Origin of the sequence: Bacillus sp. JJ1503, assembly GCF_036965125.1 — a bacterium.
GTDB lineage: Bacteria > Bacillota > Bacilli > Bacillales > Cytobacillaceae > Cytobacillus.
The window spans coordinates 1-3,676 of sequence record NZ_JBALOZ010000303.1; the positions used below are offsets into that span (position 1 = coordinate 1).

Sequence of the window (3,676 nt, forward strand, 5' to 3'; positions counted from 1 at the left end):
AACTAATTATAATTAGTTATAATTAGTTATAACTAATTTGGTATAAACAAATTTAAGGGAGAGAAAAGTTATGAAAATAAAATTTACCTACGTAATAATGCTCTTATTATTACTAATGGCAGCTGGTTGTACAGCAGACAAGCCTACTGAACAATCTAATGAAAATAAAGTTAAACAAACTGAAAAAGAAGAAGAAAATATTGAGCTTACTATTTCAGCGGCTGCAAGTCTAGAAGATGCCCTTAATGAAATAAAGCCTCTTTTTGAAGAAAAAAATAAAAATATTAAGCTATTTTTTAACTTTGGTGGCTCTGGGGCTTTGCAAAAGCAAATCATCCAAGGCGCACCTGTAGACCTATTCTTTTCAGCAGCTGAGGATAAATATGATGAACTAGTTTCAAAAGGGATCATTGATGAAAACCAAGGTGTTGATAGGCTAGAAAACAAACTTGTCTTAATCATACCAAAAGAATCAAAAAATTCGATAGAAGGATTTAATGATCTTGCTAATCTTGGAAATGGAAAAGTAGCTTTAGGGACACCTGAGGCAGTACCAGCTGGAAATTATGGAAAACAAACACTTGAACATTTAGGTCTATGGGATCAAGTTCAGAGTAATATTGTATTTGCTAAAGATGTAAGACAAGTATTAACATATGTAGAAACGGGGAATGTCGAAGCGGGTCTTGTTTATAAGACAGATGCGTTAACATCTGATAAAGTGAAAGTAGTTGCGGAGGCAGATTCAGACAGCCATGACCCAATCGTTTACCCTGTTGGCATAATTAAAAATACAAAATATATGAAGGAAACAGAGCTTTTTTATCAATTTATTCAAGGAAAGGAATCTGAAGAGGTATTTGTTAAATATGGATTTAACTTTATTCAGTAAAAGTCTTCCACTTCTATAAGTGGGAAATGAATGCAAAAAAGGTATCTAATTCAGTGGAGGTTTAAATCCCAGCTGAATTAAGTTAAGCCTCCGGCGGATGCCTCAGATTTTTTAGAGGAAATTATCGAGCTTGCTCGATAAAAATCTGGGCTCAATTTCGCCAAGGCGAAATTGATTGTATTGGATTGATTATTATGGATGAATTATTTCTATCACCTGTTCAACTTTCTATTAAAGTATCATTAATTTCTTTACTTTTTGTTTTTGTTACGGGTACATTGCTAGCAAAATTTATGTTAGAAAAAAACTTTAAGGGCAAAGTGATAGTGGAAACAATTTTTATGCTTCCACTTGTCCTCCCTCCAACCGTAATTGGGTTTTTATTAATTATTATTTTCGGAAATTCAAGTCCTGTTGGCAGATGGATTCAATCTATCTTCAATCATCCAATGATGTTTACATGGTGGGCTGCCGTCATTGCATCATCCATTGTCGCCCTGCCGCTGATGTATCAATCTGCGAAAACAGGATTTTCTGAAGTGGACCGAGGAATTAAAGAGGCTGCTAGAGTGGATGGAGCTGGAGAATGGACAATTTTTTTCTTAATTACGATGCCCCTTGCCTATAAATCATTAATAACTGGAGCTATATTAAGCTTCGCGAGGGCACTTGGGGAATTTGGCGCCACGTTAATGTTTGCCGGAAATATTCCTGGGAAGACACAAACGATGTCAACTGCTATTTATATGTCTATCGAATCAGGAAATATGAATCTTGCATGGGCTCTTGTAGGGACAATGATTGTCATTTCCTTCATCATGCTATTGCTTGTTTCGATTTTCAAATAAGAAAGCGATAAACGAATTTTATCCGTTTATCGCTTTTCTTATTTTTCGTACTCCTATAATTAGGACTCCGATTATTAAAAGTACCATTGCAAATTTCCCATAGTATCCCATCGTTATATGATCAGTTTGATCCATAATATATGGAGGAGTATCAGTTTTTTCTTCCTTTTTTTCAACAAGAGCAATTGATTGAATGACATCTCCCTTATTATTTGTTAATTGTAACTGACCATTTGAAGTTACATTTTTTTGATAGAAAGCAGATGGGATTGTAATTAAAACATCGTTATTATCAGTTGTAAAAGTTTTTCCCGCTGTCTGAAAAACAGCAGATTTACTTATATAAGAATGTTTAAACTGTTCAAATCCATAATCAAACAACGCCTCTGTATCTTCATATACCAAGTTATCATTCATCCCTTTCAAAACTATGGCCGTCAGCTCCATCTTGTTCTGAAGAGCTGTTGATGCAAGTGTGAATTTAGACTCAGGTACATACCCAGTCTTTCCTCCGTTTACTGCTTCATAGGGGATTTCTCCCTTAAGCATCAAATGATGGGTTAAGATTGTAGTGTCCCATGACTTCCCCTTCCATGCCAGTTCCTTCGTTCCGTAAATTTCTCTAAAGGTATTATTTTGAAGTGCATAATTCGTTATTTTAGCTAAATCCTTTGCCGTTGTATAATGATTTTCATTGAAAAGACCGTGTGGATTTGTGAAGTGTGTATTCTTTACCTTTACTTTTGAAGATAGATATTGGTTTATTCTATCTTCATATCGGTCTCCATCAAGATGCTCAGCGATGGCAGCAGCTGCATCATTTCCTGAGTTGATTAACATGCCCTGGATTAGCTTTTTTAATGGAACTTGCTCCCCTTCCTCTAAAAATACACTTGTCCCATCCGTATTAGCCGCACCTTTACTTACAGTAACTAGGTCCTCAAGATTCCCATTTTCTATAGCGTAAATGGCTGTGGCAATTTTAGTTAAGCTGGCTGGAAACATTTTATTGTCAGCATTTTTTTGAAATAACACCGCCCCTGTCTCAGAATCTACAAGTATCGCTGACTCACTTTTGATCTCGGGGCTAGAAACCGAAGCTGCTTTCACTACATGAGCAGCTTGTATACATAAATATAAAATTATCAGTGTTGAAAGAAAAGTTTTATTCATAATATTCCCATCCATATGATCTTATTCTTGTCCATTTTTGATTGTATCAAAACTTATTATTAATAGGAGAAAAATCATGAAAATGTTACATAACTGTTAATTTCAACATAATTATTGAAAAAAAATCGAAAAAAAATAAGCAATCCATCAGGATTACTTATCCGTTAACTGCAGCCTCCTCCACAGCTTGAACAGCTTGAATTTCCTCCGGAATCGCCGCTGGAATTACTGCCTGAATCTTTTGATGAGCAGCTGCTGCAGCCATATCCATAACAAGATGATCCTCCTCCGCTCGCCTTTGCCTGCTTTATTGGAATTAGCGGATTCATATCATGTGGGAATACTTCTGGTGAATACATGGAGAAAAATACAGCAGCAGGAAGAAGTTTATAATATTCTTTGTCTGCATTTATACGTGAATAGGAGCATTCATTTTCGTTATTCTTCATTATTTCTGCTTGAGATATTTCCTGTTTCATTTTACTGATTAAGTATTTTTTAATTTCTATCCAATCTTCTGTTGCTCTGAAATATCTATCTAAAAGTTCATCTTCTGGAAGATTTTTAAAATCTTGAAGAATTTCTGGCTTTATCGGATGCCTTAAAAATCCGCCCCAAAGCAAACGGCTATTTGTAGAGGACTGAAATACACTTAAATAAACCCAATCAAAAAAAGCTCTTTCTCCGGGATCGGTTTTGAATCGATATTTGGTGTATGGTGTAAAAAACCTTTGTAAAACTTATGCGAAAACTTTTCATAATC

Annotated in this window: 3 protein-coding genes; 2 read left to right on the forward strand and 1 reads right to left on the reverse strand. The window is 35.2% G+C overall.

The genetic code is table 11. The annotated features are described in order from the left end of the window. Positions 1 to 70 precede the first annotated feature (70 nt). Together modA and modB are read left to right on the forward strand one after the other, a co-directional pair. Positions 71 to 892, forward strand: a complete 822-nt coding sequence (gene modA / locus V7149_RS20785; RefSeq protein WP_438824065.1) for a molybdate ABC transporter substrate-binding protein — start codon at positions 71 to 73, stop codon at positions 890 to 892. Between the two features lie 194 nt (positions 893 to 1,086). Next, complete coding sequence (gene modB, locus V7149_RS20790; protein ID WP_335347501.1) at positions 1,087 to 1,740, forward strand: molybdate ABC transporter permease subunit; 654 nt, start codon at positions 1,087 to 1,089, stop codon at positions 1,738 to 1,740. An 18-nt stretch (positions 1,741 to 1,758) separates the two neighbouring features. Here modB and V7149_RS20795 read toward each other — a convergent pair whose 3' ends face one another. Further along, positions 1,759 to 2,913: a D-alanyl-D-alanine carboxypeptidase family protein gene (locus tag V7149_RS20795; protein WP_335347502.1), complete on the reverse strand. Its 1,155-nt coding sequence runs from the start codon at positions 2,911 to 2,913 to the stop codon at positions 1,759 to 1,761. Between the last annotated feature and the right edge of the window lie 763 nt (positions 2,914 to 3,676).

Bases quoted from the DNA above. Each gene is read 5' to 3' on its own strand.
- modA (WP_438824065.1), top strand. From the start codon at position 71: ATGAAAATAAAATTTACCTACGTAATAATGCTCTTATTATTACTAATG.
- modB (WP_335347501.1), top strand. From the start codon at position 1,087: ATGGATGAATTATTTCTATCACCTGTTCAACTTTCTATTAAAGTATCA.
- V7149_RS20795 (WP_335347502.1), bottom strand. From the start codon at position 2,913: ATGAATAAAACTTTTCTTTCAACACTGATAATTTTATATTTATGTATA.